Consider the following 21,040-nt stretch of genomic DNA (forward strand, 5'->3'; position numbering starts at 1 on the left):
ACTTTGCCAGCAGGGTCACCCCTCATCGAGGGTGGCCCTGCTCGGCATTTCAGCCCGTTTTTCTTCACAGGCGGCCCTTCCCGCGCGCTCGTGCACAGGCACCGCTGCGCCGACCCGAAGATGTCGGACCGTTCGCGGAGCCTGCTGCTCGGAGGTGATGTGCGATGTCCGCACCGAAGACCGAGGCGAGGACGGCCTCGAAGGACAGTTCGATGAACCAGGTCCGGTTGATCGGCCGGCTCTCCCAGGGGCCCGAGGAAAGGCTGCTCCCCAGCGGCGACTCGGTCTGGACGTTCCGCGTGGTGGTGCCCCGCCGGCGGAGCGCCGGCAGGTCGCGTCAGACCGTGGACGCGATCGAGTGCGCCGCCTGGTCGGGCCGGGCGCGCAGGTCGGTGAGCGGCTGGGCGGCCGACGACGTGGTCGAGGTGACCGGTGAGTTGCACCGGCGCTTCTTCCGGGCCGGGGGCGCGGTCGCGTCGCGGGTGGAGGTCGAGATGACCTCTGGCAAGGTCATTCGTCGCGCAATGAGCGGATGAGGACGCCGACGTTGGGCTTGGGCTGGAACGACGTGGCCTTCTCCGGCAAGAGCCGGTCCGCCGCGCATGTGGCCAGCACCTGGCCGAAGTCCGGTGCCGGCATCAGGACGGCGACGCCATGACGCTTCGCGAGGTCCTGGAGCGCGTCGTCCACGGTGTGGTGGTAGGCCATGCGCGTGGGCCGGCGCTCGATCGCCGGGATGACCAGCTCGTGAAGCACCTCGACGGCGACCCGGTCCGGGGGCAGCTCGATCCGGAGCGTGGCCCACCGGGTGCCGTCGCTGACCACCAACCGGTCGGGAGCGAGAGCGGCCACCGCGGGACGCGCCCCGGCGGTGCGCCAGTGGGCGCCGACGGCGGAAGCGGCACGCTCGAGGTCCGCGAGCGCGATGCCGCCCAGGGCCCGGTGGATCGGCCCCAGGTAGAGCGGGGTGTCGTCCTGGTCGACCAGCATCGCGAGCCCGGCGTCGGTGGCCGGCCGTGGGTCCTTGCGCTGCAACTGCAGGTAGGCGGCGTACCGATGGTGGCCGTCGGCGATGAGCGCCGTGGCAGGGGCCAGGGCGTCGTCGATCACCCGGATCTCGGCCGGGTCGGTGATCGCCCACACCTGGTGCTGCTGGTCGCCGCGGTCGGTGAAGGCACGCAATGGCGGGCGCTGCTGGACGGTGTCGAGCAGGTCGCGCACCGTTGGCGACCCGCGGTGCACCAGCAGGATCGGGGCGGGGTTGACCTGCATCTCGCTCATGCGGGCGGCCAGCTCGCCGGCCTGGGCGGGATGGATGCCCTCGTGCGGCAGCACGGCCACGTCCTCGCGGCTCGCGGCCCGCCGGCTGATGTCGAGCGCGCCCACGAGTCCGCGGACGGTGATCCCGCCGGTCGTGTACTCGTGCAGGTACAGGCCGGGCTGCTCGTCGCGGGCGAGCTGGCCCTTGCGCTCCCACCGCCGCAGCCGCTCGCTGACGTCTCGGTAGGGCCGGGTGAACGCCCGGACCGACGAGGCCGCACCGATCCGGCCCGCGGCGAGGGAGAGGCCGCGAAAGGGCAGCAGCCGGAGCGGTCGCGCCACATGGGGCGGGGGGACCAGGGCGCCGGCGTCCATCGGAGCATCGTAGGGTGCGAGCACGTCCGTACCGTCAGGAGGCATACGTGCTCGGCTCGTCTGACCAGGCCCTGTGCCGCGCCTACGACCTCGCGATGCTGGACCTCGACGGGGTCGTCTACGTGGGCGGCCACGCCGTTCCCGGCGCGCCGGAGCACCTGGCGAAGGCGCGGGCCGGCGGACTGCGGCTCGCGTTCATCACCAACAACGCTTCGCGACCGCCGGAGCTGGTCGCCGAGCACCTGCGAGAGCTCGGCGTGGAGGCGACCGCGGCCGACGTCGTGACCTCCGCGCAGGCGGCGGCACGCCTGGTCGCGGAGCGGTTCGGGGCGGGGGCGCGCGTGGTGTGCCTGGGTGCCGACGGTCTGCGCGCGGCACTCGCGGCGGCCGGGGTGGAGCCGGTCGGGGCCGAGGACGACGCGGTGGCGATCTGCACCGGCTACGGGCCGGACGTGCGGTGGTCGGCGATCATGCGCGCGGCCGTCCGGATCAGGGACGGGCTGCCCTGGGTGGCGAGCAACACCGACGCGACCTTCCCGACGGCGTTCGGCGTGGCTCCCGGACACGGCGTGCAGGTCGAGATGCTGCGCCGCTTCGCGGGCGTGGACCCCGTGGTGGCGGGCAAGCCGGAGCGACCGCTGCTCGACGAGACCGTGCGCCGGGTCGGCGGGCAGCGCCCGCTGATGGTCGGCGACCGTCTCGACACCGACATCGAGGGCGCCCACCGGGCCGGCATCGACTCGCTGCTGGTGCTCACCGGTGTGACCGGCCTGGTCGACCTGGTGGCGGCGCCGGAGCAGCTCCGTCCGACGTACGTCGCGCGCGACCTCGCCGGCCTGGCGGAGTCGCACGGGGTGCCGGAGGAGGCCGCCGGCTGGTTCGTCCTCGGGGGCTGGCGGGCGCGCGCGAGCGATGGGCGCCTCGAGGTGGCGGGCGACGGCGCCCCCGACGACTGGTGGCGGGTGGTCGCCGCGTGCGCGTGGGCGCACCTGGACGCGACCGGGGAACCGGTGGAGGTGTCCGGGGTGCAGGCGCCTCCGCGATAGCCTCGGGGGCATGAGTGAGGACCCCGAGTTCCCGACCCCGGCGGAGGACCCCGGAGCGCCCGAGACGGTGCCGCCGGAGCCGGAGCGCGTCCGGACGGGGGTGTCCGGCGTCGACGAGGTGATCACCGCCGTCGAGGAGCTCGAGGAGCGTCCGCTGGAGGAGCACGTGGGCGTGTTCGAGACCGCGCACGACCGTCTCCGCCGCGCGCTGGACGCGACGGACGACGACCCGGCCTGACGTGCCGCCACGACGGCTACGCCTGGACGCCGAGCTGGTCCGCAGGGGACTGGCCCGGTCCCGGGAGCACGCCAGCGAGCTGATCGCCCAGAAGCGGGTGACCGTGTCCGGTGCCGTGGCGACCAAGCCGGCGACGGGCGTGACCACGGACGTCGCGATCGTGGTGGCGACCGACCCGGACCGTCCCGAGTACGTCTCCCGGGGCGGGCACAAGCTCGCCGGGGCACTGGCGGCGTTCGAGCCGGAGGGCTTCGTGGTCGAGGGGCGGCGCTGCCTGGACGCGGGCGCGTCCACGGGCGGGTTCACCGACGTGCTGCTGCGCCACGGTGCCGCCGAGGTGGTCGCGGTCGACGTCGGCTACGGCCAGCTGGCCTGGAAGCTCCAGTCCGACGAGCGGGTGCTGGTGCGTGACCGCGTCAACGTCCGCGAGCTCACGACCGAGATCACCGACGGCCCGGTGGACGTGGTGGTGGGCGACCTGTCCTTCATCTCCCTCGAGCTCGTGCTCGACGCGCTTCTGGACGTGACCGCGCCCGACGGCGACCTGGCGCTGATGGTCAAGCCCCAGTTCGAGGTCGGCAAGGAGCGGCTCGGCAAGGGCGGGGTCGTGCGGGACCCGGCGCTGCGTGCGGAGATGGTGGCCAAGGTGGCCGCCGCCGCGGCGCGGAGGGGCTGGGGTGCGCACATGGTGGCGACCAGCCCGCTGCCGGGGCCGTCCGGGAACGTGGAGTTCTTCCTGTGGTTGCGCCAGGGCCCGGCGACCCTCGACGAGGACGCCATCCACACCTCGGTGCGCGCCGCCGCGCCACCGGGGGCGGCGGGTGAGAAGGTGGAGACGTGACCAGCCCCGACCCGGCGACGCCGACCCGGCGCGTGCTTCTCGTCGCCCACACCGGCCGCGACGACGCCCGCGAGGTGGCCCGTGCCTTCGCGAAGGCGCTGACGGCGCAGGGGCTGCTGGTCCGCCTGCTCCGGACCGAGGCCGCCGACCTCGGGCTCGCCGCGACGGACGGCGCGATCGAGGTCGTCGGCGAGGAGGTGAGCGAGGACTGTGAGCTGGTCGTGGTGATCGGCGGCGACGGGACCATCCTGCGGGCGGCCGAGCTGACCCACGGCTCCGGCACCCCGGTGCTGGGGGTGAACCTCGGGCACGTGGGGTTCCTGGCCGAGGCGGAGTACGAGGACCTGGAGTCGACGATGGAGGCGATCGTCGACCGGCGCTACACGATCGAGGACCGGCTCACGCTCGACGTCACCGTGCACCGCGACGGCGAGGTCGTCGCGCGCACGTGGGCGCTCAACGAGGCGAGCGTCGAGAAGGCCGCGCGCGAGCGGATGATCGAGGTGGTCGTCGAGGTCGACGGGCGGCCGCTGTCGCGGTGGGGCTGCGACGGCGTGGTCTGCGCGACGCCGACCGGCTCGACGGCGTACAACTTCAGCGCCGGCGGCCCGATCGTGTGGCCGGGCGTCGAGGCCCTGCTGATGGTGCCGATCAGCGCGCACGCGCTGTTCGCGCGCCCGCTCGTCGTCGCGCCCACGTCGGCCCTGGCGGTCGAGGTGCTCGCCCGCACCGACGGGTACGGCGTGCTGTGGGCCGACGGGCGGCGCGCGTTCGACCTGCCGCCGGGTGCGCGGATCGAGGTGCGCCGCGGGGCGACCCCGGTGCGGCTGGTGCGGCTGCACGAGGCGCCGTTCACCGACCGGCTGGTGGCCAAGTTCGGACTGTCGGTCGAGGGCTGGCGCGGCTCCACCGAGCGCCGGCGCCGGATCGCCCAGGGGTCCGACGATGCTTGAGGAGATCCGGATCGGCCAGCTCGGCGTGATCGACTCCTCCACGCTGGCGCTCGGCCCGGGGCTGACCGTGATCACCGGTGAGACCGGCGCGGGCAAGACGATGATCGTGACCGCGCTCGGCCTGCTGCTCGGCGGCCGCGCCGACAGCGGCGCGGTGCGCACCGGCGCGAAGACCGCCCGGGTCGAGGGCGTGGTGCGGGTCGGCGACCTGGCCGCGTTCGCGGCCGCGGTCGAGGAGGTCGGCGGCGAGGTCGAGGACGACCGGGTGGTGCTGGCGCGCAACGTGTCGGCGGAGGGCCGTTCGCGGGCGTTCGTCGGCGGCGCCTCCGTGCCGGTCTCGTCGCTGGCGGGCGTCGCCGAGCCGCTCGTGGCGGTGCACGGCCAGTCCGACCAGCACCGGCTGCTCCGGGCGCAGGCCCAGCGCGAGGCGCTGGACCGGTTCGGGGGCGAGACGCTGGCGACGCTGCTGGCGGCGTACGCCGACCTCCACCACCGGCTCGAGGCGGTCGAGCGCGAGCTGGACGAGGTGGTGGCGCACGCGCGGGAGCGCGCGCAGGAGGCCGACCTGCTGCGGTTCGGGCTCGGCGAGATCGAGGCCGTCGCACCGGAGCCGGGGGAGGACACCACGCTCGCGGCCGAGGAGTCGCGGCTGGGGTTCGCCGACACGCTCCGCACCGCGGCCGAGCAGGCCCGGGAGGCGCTCTCCAGCGAGCAGGGCGACCCCGACGCGCTGGCGACCACGTCGGCCGCGCGCGGCCTGCTGGACGGCGTCCGCGAGCACGACGCCGAGGCGGGCGAGCTGGCCGACCGGCTGGCCGAGATCACCTACCTGCTGTCCGACCTGGCCGCGGATGTCGCGTCCTACGCCGCCCGCGTCGACACCGACCCGGCACGGCTGGCGGCGGTGTCCGAGCGCCGGGCGGCGCTGACCGCGCTGACCCGCAAGTACGGCGAGACGATCGATGAGGTGCTGGCCTGGGCGGAGCGCTCCGCGACCCGGCTGCTCGACCTCGACGGCACCGACGAGCGGATCGAGCAGTTGCGCGCCGAGCAGGCGGTGCTGACCCGCGACCGCGAGGCCGCGGCCGCCGCACTCACGGCCGCGCGCACCGAGGCCGCGGGGCGGCTCGGGCAGGAGGTCACCGCCGAGCTCGCGCTGCTCGCGATGCCGCACGCGCGCCTGACCGTCGAGGTCCGGCCGAAGGGCCAGTACACCGCCTCCGGCGCGGACGAGGTCGAGCTGATGCTCGCGGCCAACACCGGGTCCGAGCCGCGGGCGCTGGCCAAGGGCGCGTCCGGCGGCGAGCTGTCCCGCGTCATGCTCGCGCTCGAGGTCGCGCTGGCCGGGACGAGCCCGGTCCCGACGTTCGTCTTCGACGAGGTCGACGCCGGCGTCGGCGGGGCCGCGGCGGTCGAGGTCGGCCGCCGGCTGGCCCAGCTGGCCCGGACCGCGCAGGTGCTCGTCGTCACGCACCTGCCCCAGGTCGCGGCGTACGCCGACCGCCACGTCGTGGTCGAGAAGTCCTCCGACGGCACCGTCACCAGCTCGGGCCTGACCGTGCTCGACGACGAGCAGCGCGAGCGGGAGCTGTCGCGGATGATGGCCGGGCTCGCCGACTCCGACACCGCGATCGCGCACGCCCGCGAGCTGCTCGACGTGGCCCAGGAGGCGCGCTCCGCGCGCTGACGCGCCCGGTATCCCGCGGTCCGCGGATCGGCCGGCCCGCTTTGGCAGCATGGGGCCAGTGCTGAGGAACTCCGTACGCCCACGCAACGCCGTCGGCCTCCCCGGCCTGGTGGGCACCGCGCGCGTCGAACGACGGACCCGCGCGCTGCTGCCCCGCCTGCGCCCGGGTGACGTCGCCGTCGTCGAGCACGTCGACATGGACCGCGCGACCGCGCAGGCGCTGGTCGACGCCGACGTCGTCGCGGTCGTCAACGCCGCGCCGATGATCTCCGGCCGCTACCCCAACCTCGGCCCGCAGCTGCTGGTCGAGGCGGGCGTGCTGCTCGTCGACGGCGTCGGCGTGGCCGCGCTCGGCGCGATCGGGGAGGGTCGGGGCGTCCGGCTCCACGAGGGCGTCGTGTACGCCGGCGAGGAGGTCGTGGCCCGCGGCCGGGAGGTCGACGCGGCGACCGTCGCGGCCGAGCTGGACCGGGCCCGCACCGGGCTGGTCACCCAACTGGAGACCTTCACCCACAACAGCACCGAGTTCCTGCGCCGCGAGCAGGACCTCCTGCTGCACGGCCTCGGCGTCCCGCGGCTCGACACCCGGATCGCCGGCCGCCCGGTCGTCGTGGTCGTCCGTGGCCACGAGCACGAGCAGGAGCTGGCCCGGATCAGGCCGTTCCTGCGCGAGCAGCACCCCGTGCTCGTCGGCGTCGGTGCCGGGGCGGAGGTGCTGCGCGCGGCCGGCTTCAATCCGGACGTCGTGGTGGTCGACGCCCGGGCCGAGGACGCCGAGCTGCCGTCGGCGAAGACGCTGCGCTCGGCCCGCGACGTCGTCGTGCGCGTCGACCGCGGCGCGGACCGGTCGCAGGTCGACTCGATCGAGCGGCTCGGCGTACGCCCGAAGCGGTTCGAGTCCGCCGCCACCCCTGAGGACGCCGGGCTGATCCTGGCGGACGCGGGGGAGGCCGCGGTGATCGTCGGGGTCGGGATGCACGCCACGCTCGAGGAGTTCCTCGACCGCCAGCACTCCGGGCTGGCCAGCACCTACCTCACCCGCCTCAAGGTCGGGCCGCGACTGGTCGACGCGACCGCCGTCCCGTACCTCTACTCGGGCCGGGTCCGACCCTGGCACGTGCTCGTGGTGCTGATCGCCGGGCTGGTCGCCCTGGCCGCCGCCATCGCCGTCACGCCGGTCGGCCAGGACTGGCTCGACTCCCTGACCGACGCCCTGCAAGGACTGCTGAAGTGATCTCGTTCCGCCACCACATCGTCTCGCTCGTCGCCGTCTTCCTGGCGCTCGCCGTCGGGGTCGTCCTCGGCGGAGGTCCGTTGAGCGACCTGGGCCGCGACGACCGGCCCGCCTCCGCCACCACGAAGGAGCGCACGTCCGACCGGGCGGTGTCGTACGGCGACCGGTTCGCGGCCGCCGGCGCCGAGGCGCTGTACGCCGACGGGCTGGAGGACCGGGACGTCTCGGTCGTCGTGCTGCCCGGTGCCGACCCCGACGTCGTCAGTGCGCTCGGCGCCCAGGTGGAGACCGCCGGGGCAGCGGTGGCCGGCACCTACGAGGTGCAGGACGCGCTGACCGACGTGTCGGAGAAGTCGCTGGTCGACACCCTGGGCAGCCAGCTCGCCCAGCAGCTCTCCGACGGCGCGGTGAGCGCGGACGCGCCGACCTACCAGCGGATCGGCCAGCTGGTCGGGCTCGCGGTCTCGGGCGACATCCCGAGCTCCGACGCCGCCGCGGTCCGGCAGAGCCTGGCGGGTGCGGAGCTGCTGTCCTCGCCCGAGAGCGCGGTCCGGGCTCCCCTCGTGCTCGTGGTGCTCGGCGACGAGACCGACCCGGCGATCCTCTCCGGGGTCGTGGCCGGGCTGGCCGACCGGGCGACCGGCGTGGTCGTGGCCGGGGACACCGCGTCCGCGGCCGGCGAGGGCGGCCTCGCGGCGCTCCGCTCGGACGGCGACGCCGACCGCGCCGCCACCGTCGACGGGGCCGACACGCCGCTGGGCCAGGTGACCGCCACGCTGGCCCTGATCCGGTCGCTCTCGGTCCAGGGCGGGTCCTTCGGTGCGTCGGGATCGGACGGACCCGTCCCGGTCGCCTGACGGCACCTGGCGCCGGAACCCGCCGGCCGCGCGCCGAAGCGGTTCCGGGCCACGGATCCCGTAGGATGGAGTTCCGTGAGTAGTGGGACGCCGACCAAGCACGTGTTCGTGACCGGAGGCGTCGCCTCCTCGCTCGGGAAGGGCCTGACGGCGTCCAGCCTCGGCAGCCTCCTCAAGGCGCGTGGTCTGCGCGTGACCATGCAGAAGCTCGATCCGTACCTCAACGTGGACCCGGGGACGATGAACCCGTTCCAGCACGGCGAGGTGTTCGTCACCAACGACGGCGCGGAGACCGACCTCGACATCGGGCACTACGAGCGGTTCCTGGACACCGACCTCGGCCAGATCGCGAACGTCACGACCGGCCAGGTCTACTCCAGCGTGATCGCCAAGGAGCGGCGCGGCGACTACCTCGGCGACACCGTCCAGGTGATCCCGCACATCACCAACGAGATCAAGGACCGGATCCTCGCGATGGGCGGTCCGGACGTCGACGTGGTGATCACCGAGATCGGCGGCACGGTCGGCGACATCGAGTCGCTGCCGTTCCTCGAGGCCGCCCGCCAGACCCGGCACGACATCGGCCGCGACAACTGCTTCTTCCTCCACGTGTCGCTGGTGCCCTACATCGGCCCGTCCGGCGAGCTGAAGACCAAGCCCACCCAGCACTCCGTCGCCGCCCTGCGCCAGGTCGGCATCCAGCCCGACGCGGTCGTCTGCCGCGCCGACCGCGAGCTGCCGGCGTCGATCAAGAAGAAGATCTCGCTGATGTGCGACGTCGACCAGGACGCCGTCGTCACTGCGGCCGACGCGCCGTCGATCTACGACATCCCCAAGGTGCTGCACCGTGAGGGCCTCGACGCCTACCTCGTGCGCCGCCTGGACCTGCCGTTCCGCGACGTCGACTGGACCGTCTGGGACGACCTGCTCCGCCGGGTGCACCACCCCAAGGAGGAGGTCACGGTCGCGCTGGTCGGCAAGTACGTCGACCTGCCCGACGCCTACCTCTCGGTCGCCGAGGCGCTGCGCGCCGGCGGCTTCGCCCACGAGGCCAAGGTGCACCTGCGCTGGGTCGCCTCCGACGAGTGCCAGACCACGGCCGGTGCCGCCAGGAACCTCCAGGACGTCGACGCGATCTGCGTCCCCGGCGGCTTCGGCGTCCGCGGCATCGAGGGCAAGCTCGGCGCGCTCACCTACGCCCGCACCCACGGCATCCCGACGCTCGGCCTGTGCCTGGGCCTCCAGTGCATGGTGATCGAGTACTCCCGCACGATGCTCGGCCTGGAGAAGGCCGGCTCGACGGAGTTCGACCCGGACACCCCGGAGCCCGTGATCGCGACCATGGCCGAGCAGGTCGCCTTCGTCGAGGGGGCCGGCGACCTCGGCGGCACCATGCGGCTCGGCCTCTACCCGGCCGCGCTCAAGGAGGGCTCCATCGCCCGGGAGGTGTACGGCGCCGCCCAGATCGACGAGCGGCACCGGCACCGCTACGAGGTGAACAACAGCTACCGCGACCCGCTCGAGGCGGCCGGCCTGGTGTTCTCCGGCACCTCGCCGGACAACACCCTGGTCGAGTTCGTCGAGCTCCCGCGCGACGTCCACCCGTACTACATCGCGACCCAGGCCCACCCCGAGCTGCGCTCGCGCCCGACCCGCCCGCACCCGTTGTTCGCGGGCCTGGTCGGAGCGGCCATCGAGCGGCAGAAGGAGCTGCGGTTCCCGATCGACGAGTCCGGCCTGCGCCGCGAGCCCGAGCCCGAGGACGACTGAGTGCCCGACCTCGCGGACCGTCCCGAGGAGTGGCCGGTCCGCTCCTCGTCGTACCGCTACGACGGCGGCTGGGTGGTGAGGCTGCGCGAGGACGCGGTGCAGCGCCCCGGCCACCCCGAGGAGGAGCCGTTCTCCCGGCTGGTGGTCGAGCACCCGGGCGCCGCGATCGTGCTCGCGATCGACGACGAGGACCGCGTGCTGTGCCTGTGGCAGTACCGCCACGCGATCGGCCAGCGGCTGGTCCAGCTGCCGGCCGGCCTGCTCGACGTCGACGGTGAGGAGCCGATCGAGGTCGCCCGCCGCGAGCTGGTCGAGGAGGGCGGCTACGAGGCCGCCGAGTGGACGCACCTGCTGTCGGCGTACTCCTCGGCGGGCATCATCGGCGAGACCTCCCACTTCTTCCTCGCCCGCGGGCTGACCGAGGTCGCCCGCGGCGACTTCGAGCTCGAGCACGAGGAGGCCGAGATGGAGATCGGCTGGGTGCCGCGGGCCGAGCTCCGCGAGGCGGTGCTCGCCGGACACGTGCGCGACGCGCACCTGGCGCTCGCGCTGCTGACCGCGGAGGCGCGGGAGCGCTAGTCTCGAGCGCATGAAGGTCGGGGTTCCGAAGGAAGTCAAGGACCACGAGTACCGGGTGGCGATCACCCCGATCGGGGTGCACGAGCTGGTGGCCCACGGTCACGAGGTCCTCATCGAGACCGGCGCGGGCCTCGGATCCCAGGTCCCCGACGAGGAGTACGCCGGTGCCGGAGCGACCATCGTCGCGACCGCCGAGGAGGCGTGGGGCACCGACGGCGGCGTCGACCTCGTGCTGAAGGTCAAGGAGCCGGTGGCGGAGGAGTACCGCCGGATGCGGGAGGGGCTGACGCTGTTCACCTATCTGCATCTGGCGGCGGACCGGCCGTTGACCGAGGAGCTGTTGAGGCGCCAGGTCACGGGCATTGCCTACGAGACGGTGCAGCTGCCCTCGGGTGGGCTGCCGTTGCTGTACCCGATGTCGGAGGTGGCGGGCTGTCTGGCTCCGCAGGTCGGCGCGTACTCGCTGATGAAGGCGCAGGGCGGCCGGGGCGTGCTGATGGGGGGCGTGGGCGGGGTGGCGAACGCGAAGGTGGTGATCATCGGCGCCGGCGTGAGCGGCCAGAATGCGGCGAACATCGCGCTGGGGATGGGGGCGGACGTGACGCTGTTGGACACCGATCTGGACAAGCTGCGGATGTCGTTCTGGCGCTACAACAACCGGGTGCACGGCCTGGCCTCGTCGAGGTTGGCGATCGAGCAGCAGGTGGTGGAGGCGGACCTGGTGATCGGTGCGGTGCTGATCCCCGGGGCGGCGGCGCCGAAGCTGGTCTCCAACGAGCTGGTGGCGCGGATGAAGCCGGGGTCGGTGCTGGTCGACATCGCCGTCGACCAGGGTGGCTGCTTCGAGGACACCCGGGCGACCACGCACTCCGACCCGACCTACGAGGTCCACGGCTCGATCTTCTACTGCGTGGCGAACATGCCGGGTGCGGTGCCGAACACCAGCACCTACGCGCTGACCAACGCCACCCTGCCTTACGTGGTCGCGTTGGCCGACAAGGGCTGGCAGCAGGCCTGCCGCGAGGACCCGTCCCTGGCCCTGGGCCTCAACACCCACGCCGGGCGGCTGACCAACGGGCCGGTGGGCGAGGCAGTCGGCATCGAGAGCGTGGACCTGGACGGAGTGCTCGCCTGAACGACGTGCAGCGCGCAGTCCGCACCTACCTCGACCACCTCTCGGTCGAGCGCGGCCTCGCGGCCAACACCCTGACGTCGTACCGGCGGGACCTGCGGCGCTACCAGGAATACCTCGCGGAGGTGGGGATCGAGGACCTCGCCTCGGTCAGCGAGGCCACCGTCTCCGGGTTCCTCGTGCGCCTGCGGGAGGGCGACGCCGAGCACCCGGCGCTGAGCTCGACGTCCGCGGCGCGTACCGTCGTGGCCGTGCGGGGGTTCCACAAGTTCGCGGTCGCCGACGGGCTGGCGAGCATCGACCCCGCCAGCGGCGTGAAGCCGCCGGCGCCGGCCAAGCGGCTCCCCAAGGCGCTGCCCCTCAGCGACGTCGAGGCGATCCTCGAGGCCGCCGGGTCGCCGGGGACGACGCTGGCGCTGCGGGACCGGGCGCTCCTGGAGGTCCTCTACGGCACCGGCGCCCGCATCTCCGAGGCGGTCGGCCTCGACGTCGACGACCTCGACCTGGTCGACGGCACGGTCCTGCTGCGCGGCAAGGGCAGCAAGGAGCGGATCGTGCCGGTCGGGTCCTTCGCCCGGGAGGCCGTCGAGGCGTACCTCGTGCGCGGGCGCGCCGAGCTCCTCGCAGCCGGGCGGGGTACGCCGGCGCTGTTCCTCAACGCCCGCGGCGGCCGCCTCTCGCGCCAGTCCGCGTGGGCGGTGCTGGTCAAGGCCGCGGAGCGCGCGGGCGTGACCCGCGACGTCTCGCCGCACACGCTGCGGCACTCGTTCGCGACCCACCTGCTCGACGGCGGGGCCGACGTCCGCGTCGTCCAGGAGCTCCTGGGCCACGCGTCGGTCACGACCACGCAGGTCTACACGCTGGTGACGGTCGACAACCTGCGCGAGGTCTTCGCCACGGCCCACCCCCGAGCTCGTGACTGAGGGCTCGTGACCGACCTCCTCGACGAGATCACCGCAGCGGCGTCCGCCCGCGGCCTCGAGCTGTACGAGCACCAGGAGGAGGCGATCCTCGCGCTGCTCGCGGGCGACAACGTCGTGCTGGCGACGCCGACGGGGTCGGGCAAGTCGCTGGTGGCCGAGGCCGCGCACCGGGCCGCGCTGGCCGAGGATCGCGTGTCGTTCTACACCGCGCCGATCAAGGCGCTGGTGAGCGAGAAGTTCTTCGCGCTGGTCGAGGAGTTCGGCGCCGCGGACGTCGGCATGCTCACCGGCGACGCGTCGGTGAACCCCGACGCCCCGATCATCTGCTGCACCGCCGAGGTGCTCGCGAACATCGCGCTGCGCGAGGGGTCGCAGGCCGACGTCGGGCTGGTCGTCATGGACGAGTTCCACTTCTACGCCGAGCCCGACCGCGGCTGGGCGTGGCAGGTACCGCTCCTCGAGCTGCCCCAGGCGCAGTTCCTGCTGATGTCGGCGACCCTGGGTGACGTCACGGACCTCGCGGCCGACCTCACCCGGCGCAACGGTCGCGAGACGACGGTCGTGGCGGACGCCGTACGGCCCGTGCCGCTGACGTTCTCGTGGGCGATGACGCCGCTGGCCGACACGCTCGAGGAGCTCGTGACGACCGGGCAGGGACCCGTCTACGTCGTCCACTTCACGCAGAAGGACGCGGTCGAGCACGCCACGAACCTGCTCAAGGCCGGGTGGGTCCCCAAGCCCGACCTCGGCGCGCGGCTGGACCACGTGCGGTTCGGCGCCGGCTTCGGCAAGACGCTCAACAAGCTGCTGCGACGGGGGATCGGCGTCCACCACGCCGGGATGCTGCCGCGCTACCGCCGGCTGGTGGAGCAGCTCGCCCAGGCCGGCCTGCTCGGCGTCATCTGCGGCACCGACACCCTCGGCGTCGGCATCAACGTGCCGATCCGGACCGTGCTGTTCACCGGGCTGGCCAAGTTCGACGGCAGCCGGCAGCGGATCCTGCGGTCCCGGGAGTTCCTCCAGATCGCCGGCCGGGCGGGACGGGCGGGCTTCGACACCGCGGGGTACGTCGTCGTGCAGGCGCCCGAGCACGTCATCGAGAACGAGAAGGCGAAGGCCAAGGCGGCCGAGCGGGTGGCGGCGGGCAAGAAGAACTCCAAGGCGCAGCTGAAGAAGCCGCCCGAGGGCACGGTCGTCTGGAGCGAGCAGACCTTCGACAAGCTGGTGTCCGGCGCGCCCGAGCCGCTGGTGTCGCGGATGAAGGTCGACAACGCCATGCTCATCAACGTCATCTCTCGCGACGAGGACGCGTTCCCGGTGCTGCGGCGGCTGCTGACCGACAACCACGAGGACCCGCGCCAGCGACGGCGGCTGGCCCGCCGGGCGCTGCGCCTCGCGCGGTCGCTCGTGCACTCCGGCGTACTCACCCGGCTGGCGCAGCCGGACGAGCAGGGCCGGCGCTACGTGCTGACCGTCGACCTGCCGGTGGACTTCGCGCTCAACCAGCCGCTGGCCCACTTCGCGCTGGCCGCGCTCGACGTGCTCGACCCGGAGTCGGAGGAGCACACCCTCGACATCGTCTCGGTGATCGAAGCCGTGCTGGAGGGGCCGCGGCAGGTGCTGATGCAGCAGCAGTACGTCGCCCGGGGCGAGGCGGTCGCGGAGATGAAGGCCGACGGCCTGGAGTACGACGAGCGGATGGCCCTGCTCGAGGAGGTGACGTGGCCGCAGCCGCTGCGGGAGCTGCTGGAGGCGACGTACGAGATCTATCGCCAACGCCACCCGTGGCTGCCCGAGGACGCGCTCCAGCCGAAGTCGGTCGTGCGGGAGATGTTCGAGCAGGGGATGAGCTTCACCGACTTCGTGTCGCGCTACCAGCTGGCGCGGTCCGAGGGGCTGGTGCTGCGCTACCTCACCGACGCCTACCGGACGCTGCGCCAGACCGTGCCCGAGTCGCACCGCACGCCCGACCTCGAGGACCTGGTCGAGTGGCTGGGGGAGACCGTGCGGCAGACCGACTCCTCGCTGCTCGACGAGTGGGAGGCGCTGGCCGACCCGTCCCACGTGCGCCCGGACGTGGCCCACCACGAGCAGCCGCCCTCCCCGCGCCCGATCTCGAAGCAGACCCGGGCCTTCGCGGTGATGATCCGCAACGCGATGTTCCGCCGGGTCGAGCTGGTCGCCCGCGACGACCTCGACGGCCTGATGGCGCTCGAGCGCGCGGCCGCCGACCGCACCGACCCGCCCGCCGAGGTGGGGATGACCCGCTCGGCCTGGGACGAGGCGATCGAGGAGTACTACGCCGAGCACGACCGGGTGCTGCTCGACGGCGACGCCCGCGGCCCCTCCCTGCTGGCGGTCGAGGAGGCCGGTCGCCGGTGGACGGTCACCCAGACCCTCCACGACCCCGAGGGCCACCACGACTGGGTGATCGAGGCGGAGGTCGACCTCGACGCCTCCGACGAGTCCGGCGAGCTGGTGCTCCGCACGACGGCGATGCGCCGGCTCGGCGGCTGATCTCCCGTCAGAGGACGCAGAACGCGTTCGGGCAGGAGTCCAGCCAGGCCGGGCCGCCGGTGAGCGAGGAGATCTGCTTGAGGCCCGCGGCGTCGTCGACCCACAGCAGCGCCCAGACCGGCTGCTTCCTCTGGGCGCGGGCGACCGAGGTGACCACCGACGGCTTCCAGACGCCCCGAGGGTCGGCGAGCGGGCCGACCTCGGTGATGGCCATCCGCGGGACGCGCTTCGCGACGGCGGCGTACCCGGCCATCGACGGCGCCTGGTCGCCACGGTGGCTGCCGGTGGCGGGCCAGTAGCTGTCGAGACCGGCGAGGTCGACGGCGGCGGGGACCAGCTTGGCGGGGTCGGAGATGTGGCTGCCCGTGACGGCGTTGAAGGAGTAGGCCCAGACGACGTTGTGGACACCGGCCGCCCAGGCGCGCTCCTGGAGCTCGGCGTAGACCTTCGTGAAGGTCGAGGCGCTGGGCCGGCCCCACCAGAACCAGTCGCCGTTGACCTCGTGGAAGGGGCGGAACACGACCGGGACGCCCGCGGCCTGGAGCTCGGCCAGCACGGTGAGCTGCTCGTCGAAGTCGGCCCAGAAGGCGTCGGCCTCGGGGGTGTCGCGCAGCAGCGCGCCGAGGTCGTGCCACGAGCGGTCGTCGTAGGAGCGGCCGGTGTGCGGGTTGGGGGCGTGCCACGACGCGGTCAGCACCGCGCCGTCCTGCGCCATCGCGACCAGGTCGGCCAGCGCGCGGTCGTAGAAGGGGAACTCGTAGCGCTTGGTCTTGCCGAGCTCCCACAGGTCGAAGCCGACCACGCTCACCCGACGCGCGCCGAGCGCGGTCAGCGGCGCGGCGTACTGGTCGCTCGACATGTTCAGCTGCTGGCCCACGCCCATCAGGCCGGCCGCCTTCCAGCGGTCCAGGCGGGTGGCCAGGCAGCGCGCGGCGGTGGTGGCGTCCGGGTCGACGAGGGCGACCCGCGGGGTGCAGGACCCGGTGGTGAGCACGCGCAGCGTGACCTGGAGCGAGGTGGACGCCGGCTTGCCGCGCCACGCCTCGGCGACCACGCGCAGCACCTGCGGGCCGGGCGTGCTCGTGTCGAGGCGTACGGCGGCGCGGCCGGTGCGGTTGGCGCCGGCCTCCGCGAGCGGCGCCCACGAGCCGTTGTCCCGGCGGCGCTCGACGGTCAGCGGCCGGCCCGGCTGCGCGGTGGACAGCTGGGCGACGATCGCGGCCGGCTCGCCGACGGTGACGACCGGGGGAGCCAGGCGTGCGGTGAGCGTCCTGCCGGCCTTCGACGAGGTCTGGGAGAGGGGGTCGGGGCGTGCCTGCCCAGGGGTCGTCACGGCAGCGAGCAGTCCCCCCGTGAGCAACCCCGCCAGCAAGACCCTGACGGCCCCCCGTGGTCGCACAGGCCCAGACTATCGTCGGAGGCATGACCGAGGTGACGACTTCCCACAATCCGCAGGCCAGCCGGTACGAGGCCCACATCGACGGCGAGCTCGCCGGGTTCGCGGAGTACCAGCTCACCGACGCCCTCGTGGTCTTCACCCACACCGAGGTCGGCGATCGGTTCGAGGGCCGGGGCGTCGGATCGGCGCTGGCCCGCTTCGCCCTCGACGACGTCCGCGCCGGCGGCACCCGCCAGGTGCTGCCGCTGTGCCCGTTCATCAGGGCGTGGATCGACAAGCACCCCGACTACGCCGACCTCGTGTACGGCGCCCCGACGACCACCGCACGGGACTGACCCCTCTCCACAGGACTGTGCACAGGCACGGCGCCGCCTGTGCAACCGGAGTCACGGGACTGCACACGTCATGCACAGATTTCCGTGCGGGGCTGGGGGTTTCGGGGTTCGGCTGGACCCTGTCGGAGGGCGGCCCTAGAGTCGCCCGCGAGTCGGCTACAAGTCGTTGTGTCGACATAGGGACAGGGAGCGACGATGAGCGCAGGCGGCACCTTCGGAGGATCACCGGCCACCGGCAGCGCCGCGGGGGAGATGCCACCGCTCGTGCGGACCCCCGTCCCCGTCCAGACCGACCAGACCGACCCGCACGACCAGCGAGAGGACCACGTGGCTGACGCCCTGCCCTTCGAGCGGCCCGCCGGCAAGGCGGAGCTCGGACCGACCGGCCGGCCGATGCCGGACCTGCCGGAGCCGAAGCCGCTGACCACCCACGGCAACGCGCGCGTCATCTCGATGTGCAACCAGAAGGGCGGCGTCGGCAAGACGACGACCACGATCAACCTGGGGGCGTCCCTGGCCGAGTACGGCCGCAAGGTGCTGCTCGTCGACTTCGACCCCCAGGGCTCGCTGTCGGTCGGCCTGGGGCTGAACCCCCACGAGATGGAGCTGACCGTCTACAACCTGCTGATGCAGCGCGACGTGGACTTCCACGAGGTCGTCGTGCCCAGCGGGGTGCCCGGCATGGACCTGCTCCCGTCGAACATCGACCTCTCCGCCGCCGAGGTGCAGCTGGTCCACGAGGTCGCCCGCGAGCAGACGCTCCAGCGGGTGCTCGGCCCCGCCGTGGCGGAGTACGACGTCATCCTCATCGACTGCCAGCCCTCGCTCGGCCTGCTCACCGTCAACGCGCTCACCGCGTCCGACGGCGTGATCGTCCCGCTGGAGTGCGAGTACTTCGCGCTGCGCGGCGTGGCCCTGCTCAAGACCACCATCGACAAGGTGCGCGAGCGGCTCAACCCGCGCCTGGAGATCGACGGCGTGCTCGGCACCATGTACGACGGCCGGACGCTGCACAGCCGCGAGGTGATGGAGCGGCTCGTGCAGGCGTGGGGCGACCAGGTCTTCCACACGGTCATCCGTCGCACGGTGAAGTTCTCCGACTCGACCGTCGCGGGCGAGCCGATCACGACGTACGCCTCGACGTCGGCCGGCGCCGACGCGTACCGGCAGCTGGCCAAGGAGGTGCTGGCTCGGTGTCTCGACGGGTGAGCCTGCCCACCGCCGACGACCTGTTCCGCCCGACCGCCGCTCCCGCGCCACCCGCGGAGGAGCTCGCGGAGGCGCCCGCGGAGCCGGCCGCGCAGGGGAGCGGACGCGGGAAGAAGAAGCCGAGCGGTCGGGTCCGGCACGACGAGAAGATGACGGTCTACGTCACCTCCGACGAGCTGCTCGACCTCGAGCACGCCCGCCTGGTGCTGCGCCGCTCCCACGGTCTGGCCGTGGACCGCGGCCGGCTGGTGCGTGAGGCGATCGCGATGGTGCTGGCGGACTTCGACGCCCATGGCGACGGCAGCGCGCTGGTGCGACGATTGACCGAGGAATGACCGCCCAGCAGGAAGCACAGGAGACCGCTCCCGCCTTCGAGGTCCGGCTCGACAACTTCGAGGGCCCCTTCGACCTGCTGCTGAACCTGATCGCCAAGCACAAGCTCGACATCACCGAGGTCTCGCTCTCCAAGGTCACCGACGAGTTCATCGAGCACGTCAAGGCCGGCGGGTCCACCTGGGACCTCGAGCAGACGACGTCGTTCCTGCTGGTCGCCTCCACCCTGCTCGACCTGAAGGCCGCGCGGCTGCTGCCGCAGGGCGACGTGGAGGACGAGGAGGACCTCGCGCTGCTCGAGGCGCGCGACCTGCTGTTCGCGCGGCTGCTCCAGTACAAGGCGTTCAAGCAGGTGGCCTCGGTGCTGGAGCAGCGCCTGGCCGCCGAGTCGCGACGTCACCCGCGTGCGGTCGGGCTCGAGGACCGGTTCGCCGGGCTGCTGCCCGAGGTGCTCATCGGCATCGGCCTGGAGCAGTTCGCCCAGCTCGCGGCCAAGGCGATGGAGCCCAAGCCGGTGCTCGAGCTGTCGCTGCACCACATCCACGCCGCGAAGGTCAGCGTGCGCGAGCAGGCCGCCCTCGTGGTCGACCGGCTCCAGCGGCAGGGCACGATGACCTTCCGCGCCCTGTGCGGCGACTCCCCGGACCGGCTGACGACCGTGGCCCGGTTCCTGTCGCTGCTGGAGCTGTTCCGCGAGGGCGCGGTGGCGTTCGAGCAGATGACGCCGCTGGGCGAGCTCACCATCCGCTGGACCGGCGACGACGACGCGGACGTCGAGGACCTGATCACCGACGAGTTCGACGGGGCACCGCCCGACGCGGAGCCCGCAGCACAGCCCGCAGCACAGCCAGCACCCGAGGAGGAGGCGTCCGATGACGGAGACGACTGAGGAGCAGGAGACCCTCGCCGTACCCGTGGCCGAGCTGCGGCCCTCGCTGGAGGCGCTGCTCATGGTCGCCGACCAGCCACTGGACGAGGTCACGCTGGCGACGGCCACCGGCTACCCGACCGAGGAGGTCGCGACCGGGCTGCGGGGGCTCGCGACCGAGTACACCGAGCAGGGCCGCGGCTTCGACCTGCGCAACGTCGGCGGCGGCTGGCGCTACTACACCCGCGACGAGTACGCCGCCGTGGTGGAGGGCTACGTGCTCGACGGCCAGCAGGCGCGGCTGACGCAGGCGGCGCTGGAGACCCTCGCCGTGGTCGCCTACAAGCAGCCGGTGTCGCGCGCCCGGGTCTCGGCGATCCGCGGCGTGAACGTCGACGGCGTCATGCGCACGCTGCTGACCCGCGGCCTCGTCGAGGAGGCCGGCCAGGACCACGAGACCGGCGCCCACCTCTACCGCACGACCGGCTACTTCCTCGAGCGGATCGGCGTGCAGTCGCTCGACGAGCTGCCCGAGCTGGCGCCGTACCTCCCCGACATGGACGACCTCGAGGACGAGCTCGCCGAGATGGTGGCCGCGCCGGCCGCCACCGAGACGGCGCCCGAGGCCGAGCCCGAGTCCGAGCCCGAGCACCCGCACTCGCCGCACTCCGGCGACGGCACCGAGCCCGACGGCGGGACCGAGCCCACGTGAGCGGTGCTGGTGGGATCGAGACCGACGACGAGGGCCTGATCCGGCTGCAGAAGCTGCTCGCCCAGTCGGGCGTCGCCTCGCGCCGCAAGTGCGAGGAGCTGATGCTCGACGGGCTGGTCGAGGTCGACGGCGAGGTCGTCACCCGGCTCGGCACCAAGGTCGACCCGCGCACCGCGGTGATCCGCGTGGACGGGAAGCGGCTGCCGCCGATCTCGGAGAAGGTCTACCTCGTCCTCAACAAGCCGCGGGGCGTCGTGTCGACGATGTCCGACCCGGAGGGACGGCGGAACCTCGGCGACCTGGTCGCCGACCGTCCCGAGCGGCTCTTCCACGTCGGCCGGCTGGACACCGACACCTCGGGGCTCATCGTCCTCACCAACGACGGGGACTTCGCGCAGCGCATGGCGCATCCGTCGTACGAGGTCGACAAGACCTACGTCGCCGAGGTCGAGGGCGAGGTCTACCGGCGGATCGCCAAGCAGCTGCTCGAGGGGGTCACCCTCGAGGACGGCCCGGTCACCGTGAAGAAGGTGCGGATCGTGGAGGCGTCGGCCCAGCGGTCGATCGTCGAGCTGGTCATCCACGAGGGACGCAACCGGATCGTGCGGCGACTGCTCGACCACGTCGGCCACCCGGTCCGCCGGCTGACCCGGACCGCGATCGGGCCCGTCGTGCTCGGCCGGCTGCAGTCCGGGGAGATGCGCGAGCTCACGCTCGACGAGCTGGGTGCGCTGCTCGACGCGGCCCAGCTGTAGGCCGGCGGTACCCGGCT

The 21,040-nt window shown here is 73.3% G+C and carries 21 protein-coding genes; 19 read left to right on the plus strand and 2 right to left on the minus strand.

Annotated elements, in window-relative coordinates; all coding sequences use genetic code 11:
- Nucleotides 1–212: 212 nt before the first annotated feature.
- Nucleotides 213–536: a single-stranded DNA-binding protein gene (locus ACYQ0U_RS20785; RefSeq protein ID WP_459975793.1), complete on the plus strand. Its 324-nt coding sequence runs from the start codon at nt 213–215 to the stop codon at nt 534–536.
- On the opposite strand, the gene ACYQ0U_RS20790 is transcribed toward ACYQ0U_RS20785, so the two are convergent.
- The gene (locus ACYQ0U_RS20790) at nt 511–1,635 is read right to left on the minus strand and encodes a DUF1015 family protein (RefSeq protein WP_459975794.1); all 1,125 of its coding nucleotides are present in this window, start codon (nt 1,633–1,635) and stop codon (nt 511–513) included. The genes ACYQ0U_RS20785 and ACYQ0U_RS20790 overlap by 26 nt on opposite strands.
- A gap of 47 nt (nt 1,636–1,682) precedes the next feature.
- Between ACYQ0U_RS20790 and ACYQ0U_RS20795 the strand changes: the two genes are divergently transcribed.
- The 12 genes from ACYQ0U_RS20795 (at nt 1,683) to ACYQ0U_RS20850 (ending at nt 15,412) form a co-directional block, all read left to right on the plus strand.
- Nucleotides 1,683–2,681: an HAD-IIA family hydrolase gene (locus ACYQ0U_RS20795; protein ID WP_459975795.1), complete on the plus strand. Its 999-nt coding sequence runs from the start codon at nt 1,683–1,685 to the stop codon at nt 2,679–2,681.
- A gap of 10 nt (nt 2,682–2,691) precedes the next feature.
- Nucleotides 2,692–2,919 carry a hypothetical protein gene (locus tag ACYQ0U_RS20800; RefSeq protein WP_459975796.1) on the plus strand — a complete coding sequence of 76 codons (228 nt, stop codon included), beginning with the start codon at nt 2,692–2,694 and terminating at the stop codon, nt 2,917–2,919.
- Between the two features lies 1 nt (nt 2,920).
- Complete coding sequence (locus tag ACYQ0U_RS20805; protein WP_459975797.1) at nt 2,921–3,760, plus strand: TlyA family RNA methyltransferase; 840 nt, start codon at nt 2,921–2,923, stop codon at nt 3,758–3,760.
- Nucleotides 3,757–4,713 (plus strand): NAD kinase, encoded by a 957-nt coding sequence (locus tag ACYQ0U_RS20810; protein WP_459975798.1) that lies wholly within the window; start codon nt 3,757–3,759, stop codon nt 4,711–4,713. The genes ACYQ0U_RS20805 and ACYQ0U_RS20810 overlap by 4 nt, the downstream gene beginning before the upstream one ends.
- Nucleotides 4,706–6,400: a DNA repair protein RecN gene (gene recN, locus ACYQ0U_RS20815; RefSeq protein ID WP_459975799.1), complete on the plus strand. Its 1,695-nt coding sequence runs from the start codon at nt 4,706–4,708 to the stop codon at nt 6,398–6,400. The genes ACYQ0U_RS20810 and recN overlap by 8 nt, the downstream gene beginning before the upstream one ends.
- A gap of 58 nt (nt 6,401–6,458) precedes the next feature.
- On the plus strand, nt 6,459–7,634 hold the full coding sequence (steA, locus tag ACYQ0U_RS20820) for a putative cytokinetic ring protein SteA (RefSeq protein WP_459975800.1): 1,176 nt from the start codon (nt 6,459–6,461) through the stop codon (nt 7,632–7,634).
- Complete coding sequence (locus ACYQ0U_RS20825; protein ID WP_459975801.1) at nt 7,631–8,491, plus strand: copper transporter; 861 nt, start codon at nt 7,631–7,633, stop codon at nt 8,489–8,491. The genes steA and ACYQ0U_RS20825 overlap by 4 nt, the downstream gene beginning before the upstream one ends.
- Before the next feature lie 75 nt (nt 8,492–8,566).
- Complete coding sequence (gene pyrG, locus ACYQ0U_RS20830) at nt 8,567–10,261, plus strand: CTP synthase (RefSeq protein WP_459975802.1); 1,695 nt, start codon at nt 8,567–8,569, stop codon at nt 10,259–10,261.
- Nucleotides 10,262–10,840 carry an NUDIX domain-containing protein gene (locus ACYQ0U_RS20835; protein WP_459975803.1) on the plus strand — a complete coding sequence of 193 codons (579 nt, stop codon included), beginning with the start codon at nt 10,262–10,264 and terminating at the stop codon, nt 10,838–10,840.
- 10 nt (nt 10,841–10,850) lie between these two features.
- Nucleotides 10,851–11,975, plus strand: coding sequence for an alanine dehydrogenase (gene ald, locus ACYQ0U_RS20840; RefSeq protein ID WP_459975804.1), 1,125 nt, complete (start codon nt 10,851–10,853; stop codon nt 11,973–11,975).
- Complete coding sequence (gene xerD / locus ACYQ0U_RS20845) at nt 11,972–12,895, plus strand: site-specific tyrosine recombinase XerD (protein ID WP_459975821.1); 924 nt, start codon at nt 11,972–11,974, stop codon at nt 12,893–12,895. The genes ald and xerD overlap by 4 nt, the downstream gene beginning before the upstream one ends.
- A gap of 6 nt (nt 12,896–12,901) precedes the next feature.
- Entirely contained in the window at nt 12,902–15,412 is a 2,511-nt protein-coding gene (locus ACYQ0U_RS20850) for a DEAD/DEAH box helicase (RefSeq protein ID WP_459975805.1), read from the plus strand.
- A 7-nt stretch (nt 15,413–15,419) separates the two neighbouring features.
- Here the strand turns inward: ACYQ0U_RS20850 and ACYQ0U_RS20855 are convergent, their stop codons facing one another.
- Nucleotides 15,420–16,745 carry a glycosyl hydrolase gene (locus ACYQ0U_RS20855; RefSeq protein ID WP_459975806.1) on the minus strand — a complete coding sequence of 442 codons (1,326 nt, stop codon included), beginning with the start codon at nt 16,743–16,745 and terminating at the stop codon, nt 15,420–15,422.
- Nucleotides 16,746–16,834: 89 nt separating this feature from the next.
- On the opposite strand from ACYQ0U_RS20855, the gene ACYQ0U_RS20860 reads away from it, so the two are divergent.
- The 6 genes from ACYQ0U_RS20860 to ACYQ0U_RS20885 all read left to right on the plus strand — a co-directional run bounded on the left by ACYQ0U_RS20860 (nt 16,835) and on the right by ACYQ0U_RS20885 (nt 21,023).
- Nucleotides 16,835–17,146 carry a GNAT family N-acetyltransferase gene (locus ACYQ0U_RS20860; RefSeq protein ID WP_459975807.1) on the plus strand — a complete coding sequence of 104 codons (312 nt, stop codon included), beginning with the start codon at nt 16,835–16,837 and terminating at the stop codon, nt 17,144–17,146.
- Nucleotides 17,147–17,341: 195 nt separating this feature from the next.
- The gene (locus tag ACYQ0U_RS20865; RefSeq protein WP_459975808.1) at nt 17,342–18,355 is read left to right on the plus strand and encodes a ParA family protein; all 1,014 of its coding nucleotides are present in this window, start codon (nt 17,342–17,344) and stop codon (nt 18,353–18,355) included.
- A complete protein-coding gene (locus ACYQ0U_RS20870; protein ID WP_459975809.1) occupies nt 18,340–18,690 on the plus strand; it encodes a hypothetical protein in 351 nt (116 codons plus the stop codon). The genes ACYQ0U_RS20865 and ACYQ0U_RS20870 overlap by 16 nt, the downstream gene beginning before the upstream one ends.
- A complete protein-coding gene (locus ACYQ0U_RS20875; protein WP_459975810.1) occupies nt 18,687–19,577 on the plus strand; it encodes a segregation and condensation protein A in 891 nt (296 codons plus the stop codon). The genes ACYQ0U_RS20870 and ACYQ0U_RS20875 overlap by 4 nt, the downstream gene beginning before the upstream one ends.
- Nucleotides 19,561–20,268: an SMC-Scp complex subunit ScpB gene (gene scpB, locus ACYQ0U_RS20880; RefSeq protein WP_459975811.1), complete on the plus strand. Its 708-nt coding sequence runs from the start codon at nt 19,561–19,563 to the stop codon at nt 20,266–20,268. The genes ACYQ0U_RS20875 and scpB overlap by 17 nt, the downstream gene beginning before the upstream one ends.
- Complete coding sequence (locus ACYQ0U_RS20885) at nt 20,265–21,023, plus strand: pseudouridine synthase (RefSeq protein ID WP_459975812.1); 759 nt, start codon at nt 20,265–20,267, stop codon at nt 21,021–21,023. Before scpB ends, ACYQ0U_RS20885 begins: the two co-directional genes overlap by 4 nt.
- Nucleotides 21,024–21,040 lie beyond the last annotated feature (17 nt).

The sequence above is a fragment of the Nocardioides pyridinolyticus genome, assembly GCF_054653575.1.

What these genes read in the sequence shown, in the direction of transcription:
- ACYQ0U_RS20860 (WP_459975807.1), top strand. Translation starts at nt 16,835, where the DNA reads ATGACCGAGGTGACGACTTCCCACAATCCGCAGGCCAGCCGGTACGAG.
- scpB (WP_459975811.1), top strand. Translation starts at nt 19,561, where the DNA reads ATGACGGAGACGACTGAGGAGCAGGAGACCCTCGCCGTACCCGTGGCC.
- recN (WP_459975799.1), top strand. Translation starts at nt 4,706, where the DNA reads ATGCTTGAGGAGATCCGGATCGGCCAGCTCGGCGTGATCGACTCCTCC.
- ald (WP_459975804.1), top strand. Translation starts at nt 10,851, where the DNA reads ATGAAGGTCGGGGTTCCGAAGGAAGTCAAGGACCACGAGTACCGGGTG.
- ACYQ0U_RS20800 (WP_459975796.1), top strand. Translation starts at nt 2,692, where the DNA reads ATGAGTGAGGACCCCGAGTTCCCGACCCCGGCGGAGGACCCCGGAGCG.
- ACYQ0U_RS20875 (WP_459975810.1), top strand. Translation starts at nt 18,687, where the DNA reads ATGACCGCCCAGCAGGAAGCACAGGAGACCGCTCCCGCCTTCGAGGTC.
- ACYQ0U_RS20790 (WP_459975794.1), bottom strand. Translation starts at nt 1,635, where the DNA reads ATGGACGCCGGCGCCCTGGTCCCCCCGCCCCATGTGGCGCGACCGCTC.
- ACYQ0U_RS20865 (WP_459975808.1), top strand. Translation starts at nt 17,342, where the DNA reads ATGAGCGCAGGCGGCACCTTCGGAGGATCACCGGCCACCGGCAGCGCC.
- ACYQ0U_RS20785 (WP_459975793.1), top strand. Translation starts at nt 213, where the DNA reads ATGAACCAGGTCCGGTTGATCGGCCGGCTCTCCCAGGGGCCCGAGGAA.